The sequence below is a fragment of the Paracoccus sp. SY genome (assembly GCF_002901215.1).
Lineage (GTDB): Bacteria > Pseudomonadota > Alphaproteobacteria > Rhodobacterales > Rhodobacteraceae > Paracoccus > Paracoccus acridae.
On sequence record NZ_NWMQ01000097.1, the window covers coordinates 1 to 4,846 of the forward strand.

The following is a 4,846-nucleotide window of genomic DNA, read 5'->3' on the forward strand; positions in this document are numbered from 1 at the left end:
CGGTCAAAAATCGAGGTGCCCTTGAGATAGTCCTCCCACCTGTCGCCCCTCAACTCCCGCGCCGTGTTCTCCCAGTCGGGCGTATGGACAAGACCTGGGTTTACCGTGTTGACGCGGATGTTACGTCCGATCAACTCGGCCGACAGGCACTTTCCGAACATCAGAAGCGCCGCTTTCGTGACATTGTAGATCGGTTCGTACCAGAGCGGCTGGACCGCACAGATCGAGGCGTTCATCAACATCGCGCCGCCCCCCTTCGCCTCCATCTGCGGCGCGAGGCCGCGTGACAAACGCACCGCTGCCATAACGTGCAGGCTCCAGAATTCGAACCATTTCTCATCCGGAGCGTCCATCACCGTCTCGTTCGATCCGGTGCCGGCGTTCGAGACGAAGATATCGGCTCCTCCCATCTCGGCGGCGGCGTCTATGATGGCTTGGCAGCCTTCCCCGGTCGAAACATCCGAGGCAATGCCGCGGGCTCTCACACCGAACTCGTCAGCAATCTGGGCCGCCGCAGTTTCGATGGCGTCCTTGGACCGGGCGGTGACGATGACATTTGCACCTTCGCGGGCAAAGCCGCGGGCGATCCCAAGTCCGATGCCCTTGCTGGCACCTGTGACGACAGCAAGCTTTCCGTTCAATCCAAGGTCCATCAGCTCATCCACTGTCCGCCGTCGACGTTGAAGCATTGCGAAACGATATATCTAGCTTCGTCGGTGGCAAGGAAAACCGCAACGCCCGTCAGGTCATCGGCGGTGCCCATTCGGCCAAAGGGAACGCTCTCGCCGACCTCTTTTTTCTTCTGGCCAGGCGCCTTGTTCTCGTACTTCGCAAAGAATGCATCGACGCCGTCCCAATGCTCGCCGTCGACAACACCGGGTGCAATGGCGTTCACGTTGATGCCGTGCTGGATCAGGTTGAGGCCTGCAGACTGGGTCAGGCTGATGACCGCAGCCTTGGTCGCGCAGTAGACGGCGACCAAAGGCTCCCCACGGCGCCCTGCCTGGCTTGCCATGTTGATGATCTTGCCGCCCTCACCGCGCTCGATCATGTGCCGGGCGACAGCCTGCAAGGTGAAGAGCGTGCCGCCCACATTGATGTCAAAGACGCGTTGATAATCGGACCGATCGACTTCAACCACGGGAGCGGCCGTGAACAGCGCGGCGTTGTTGATCAGGATGTCGATGCGACCAAGCCGCTCCACCGTTTCGGCTACCGCTGCGTCGATCGACTCCTGCCTGGTGACATCCATCTCAACCGCGATCGCGCCATCCCCGATCTTGGCTGCCGATTGTCGCGCCCTCTCGATGTTGATGTCGGCGATTGCGACCTTCGCGCCCTCGGCAACATACGCTTCCGCAAAGGCGAGCCCGATACCGCGTGCAGCCCCTGTAATCAGGGCAGTCTTGCCCTCAAGTCGTTTCAAACCCGTCATGGTCGTTCTTTATTCCGATTGATCTCAGGTTGTTGGTTTCGCGACTGGCGAGAAGGCGCCAGTCAGTAGATTTTCGGGAAATCGCTGACCAAATGCCGAGCAAAGAAGTGCTCGAGTTCCTCAACCAGCTCTGACAGCCCGGTCCCGCAAGGTTCGAGCCCGTCCAGGAGGGCCAAGGCATCGATGATCTCGAGCGTCGCAGGGATCCCAACTGCCCGCATCCGCCGGCACGCTTGCGCGCATTCTCCCCGCAACGGATCCTCCGCGGAAAGAAAGAACACCAACGGTGGCCATTCCATCAGGCTCGGCGGCGCCAGCGGCGTCACCTTCTGCCTGTTGGCCGCCGCGCTGTCCTGCAGGTTTCGCGACTGCGCCGCCATGGCCACGAGTGTCTCCGAGAGCTGGCGATCATGCTCGAGCAGCGCGATTGCGCCGGGAACCGGCTTGCCCTTCCAGCCCTCGATGATGATCCGACGGATCGCTGACGTTCCGATGCCCGGTCCTGCAACGATCCCAAGGCTTATTGCATTGGCATAGCACTCAGCGGAGTACCACTGGCGGAGCAGTGATTTGATGTCCGCACGTCTGTTCTTGACGCCCTCATGTCCGGTCAGGAGTTGCTTCAGACGCTCTGGAAGCTCGCGAGCCGGCTTACCGGTCTCTTCCGCGCCATGAAGGACAATGACATGCCTGCCGCGACGTTCAAGGCCCGCAGGCAACGGCCGCGCCACGCAACTTGCTCCTCTAAAGCTCTCATTCGCCATTCTAGCCTCCCCAGACCATGAGAAGCATAGTGCGATTTCAAGCGAGGCCCGCCTAGCGCGCGCCATGCAGCCAACTGATGATTTTTTGCCTTGATTAATGCAGCATCAAATAGAGATAGGCAGGATTGATCATCGGAGCGTGAGGCTGCGATACCGGCTCGGGGTCATGCCGCGTACCGTTCGGAACGCTCGGTTGAAGTTCGAGATGTTGATGTAGCCCACCTCATGGCAAATCTCGGTCACCGGCTTGTCCGTGTGGACCAGCAGCTGGCACGCCTTTGCAATGCGCAGCTCCGTCATATGTCGCGTGAAGGTGTTTCCAGTCATCCGCTTGAAGAACCGCGAAAACGAGCTCTCCGTCATGCCAACGCGGTCGGCCAAGTCGGCAAGCCGCAGTTCCTCGTGGCAGTTTGTGGCAATGTGTTCCAGTGCATCCCTGAGAACACCATTGGCTTCGGCATCCAGGTTCGGTGCAAAACCCGCGGAGGACAGCACACGAAACTCACTGCTGACGCTTAAGACATGGAGCAATCGGAGGAAGAGCACGAAGCGTTCGAGCCCGGCGCTTCCGCCGATCGCTTCAAGAAGTTCGGTGGCAACATCCTTGGTGGTACCGACGAATATAAGACCTCGCCGGCTCAGTTCCAGCAGCGTGCCAAGTGTACGCAGTTCCGGAAAGGAGGCTGAGGCGTCAAGTAGTCGGCCCTGATCGAATTGCAGGACGACGTCTCGTCCTTTGATGATTTCGCCGGGACCCAACGGCGTTACCCAGTCGTGCGGGACGTTGCTCCCAACGAGGTAAAGATCGCCTGGATTGAACGGCCCGATGAAATCGCCGGCATGGCAGGTGCCCGCCGACCTGCGGATCAGATGAATTTCGCACTCGCCATGCTGGTTCCAGACGCTCCATGGCATTGGATAGTCGTCGTTGCGCCAAACGAAACTGTCCGAAGGAAGGGGAACAATAGGCTCGAAAACGGGATCGCGACGGTTTTTCGCATGAGCCATTCTATGGACCTTCTGCCGCTTCACCTGAACAAAGATGCTCCTGCTAAGTCTACTTGTCCTGCCAGTGATCGTTCATTCAGCCGCGACCGAAACTCATTATAGGGCGAAAAGCAGTTACTCATCCAGAGAGCGGGATCTAAGACGATCAGAGAGCATCACGAGAAGCTACGACGCTCGGCCAACGCTGAAGCGAGCCCATCCGCAACCGAGGCGGGCTCGCGAGAGGGCTCACAAAGAGCCACAGGATCAGAGGCTACCTTGTTTTTGACCGCGACAACAGCAGCCGCTGATTATCTGTCTCAGAACGTGAAATCATCCACAATGTAGTTCAAATCAACGCGCGTCGCGTCGATATTTCCCTGAGCGGGAGGGTAGTTGAGCCAGTAGTCCGCATCCGTCGATGCCCAGTTTGCTGGCGCTTCAGGGAACGGATCGGTATCTGGGTTGTCGTCCCCTTTTGCGTAGAATTGCGTGCTGTTGGGTTCGTTCCCGCCCTTGAGAATAACGCCGAGGAAATCCTCTGCGGAAAGCCCATGATCCGCGGCCAGTTCCTTCAGGATAGCGGCCTCGTAATCGTCGAAGTCGAGCTTGCCGAAATCCCAATTGTCGATTTTCACCGCAACGTATCCGTCGCCGTTCTTATCAAGGGCCTTGGTGCTGTCGGTGACATCGAAGATCAGCGTTGCGTTGGAAAGCGGGAACGCATCGGGATAATCGTCAGTCTCCGTTGGGGCGGGGCAGAACTCACCAATATCGGCGAGCTTGACGCTTCCGTCACGATATTCACCCACACTGGTCGCCCGAATGCCAATCTCGGCATCGGCAAGTTGGCTCAGGCTGGTGATGCCGTACTTCTGAAGGTCAGCGGCGCTAATGGTCCAGGTTCCGGAGACATTATCGGCATCGGACCCACCAACCGTTCCCAGAACCTGCGCCAGATCGAACCCGTCCAGCTTGTCGCCGTCCGTGTCCGAACCATTCATGTTGTTCGACTTGGTGCCGATGCTGGTGATCGTGCCGCCGTTGTTGCCAAAGTCAATGAAGATACCGTTGAGGTCGGCTTGAGCGGAGTTCTCATCCAGGTTGTAAGATAGCGTGACACTTCCGTCAGCATTCATTTTAGCGGTGACATTGACGATTACGCCTCCACCGGAAAGCGTCCACTTTGTCATATCATACATATCGCCACTCATGACTCTCTCTCTCTTTATAAAACATTCCCCTATGCAGATACTTCAGGTGCATCCAGTTACTTCCCTCCTGGATGAACGTAATGAAACCTGCGAGCAGGATGATGTTTCACAACGGTTGAGAGGGCCGCAAGAACAACTCGCCAAAACACGTTAATTTACAATCTTGAGTAATAAAGCGCTACAGGTTGACGAAGTATTGCGGATGAGTGTTTTGCATACTGTGTCATTGAAAAATGTAATGGGCTGAATTTAGATGCGCTGAAATGCGGAACGGAATCAGGTTTGGGAGGAAGGTAGAGGGCGCCTCGCACCCAAATACGTGCGTCCGCCAGCGGGGTGAAATCCCATTTAGATGCAGTCAGACACTCATTCCAAAGATTTCAAGTCATTCTTGTGACAGAATGCCTAGTTCTGTCGATCTAACGTATTCCTCCGGGGAAGGCCGC

Annotated in this window: 5 protein-coding genes; all 5 read right to left on the minus strand. The window is 57.3% G+C overall.

The window, feature by feature from the left end:
* A partial coding sequence (locus CK944_RS21455) for an SDR family NAD(P)-dependent oxidoreductase (RefSeq protein ID WP_103175084.1) occupies positions 1-653 on the minus strand: 653 nt, incomplete at its 3' end.
* Positions 653-1,426: an L-iditol 2-dehydrogenase gene (locus tag CK944_RS21460; RefSeq protein ID WP_103175088.1), complete on the minus strand. Its 774-nt coding sequence runs from the start codon at positions 1,424-1,426 to the stop codon at positions 653-655. The genes CK944_RS21460 and CK944_RS21455, both read right to left, overlap by 1 nt.
* 71 nt (positions 1,427-1,497) lie before the next feature.
* Entirely contained in the window at positions 1,498-2,166 is a 669-nt protein-coding gene (locus tag CK944_RS21465) for a hypothetical protein (RefSeq protein ID WP_103175085.1), read from the minus strand.
* Between the two features lie 162 nt (positions 2,167-2,328).
* Entirely contained in the window at positions 2,329-3,207 is an 879-nt protein-coding gene (locus tag CK944_RS21470) for an AraC family transcriptional regulator (RefSeq protein ID WP_103175086.1), read from the minus strand.
* Between the two features lie 299 nt (positions 3,208-3,506).
* Entirely contained in the window at positions 3,507-4,400 is an 894-nt protein-coding gene (locus CK944_RS21475; RefSeq protein WP_103175087.1) for a hypothetical protein, read from the minus strand.
* Positions 4,401-4,846 lie beyond the last annotated feature (446 nt).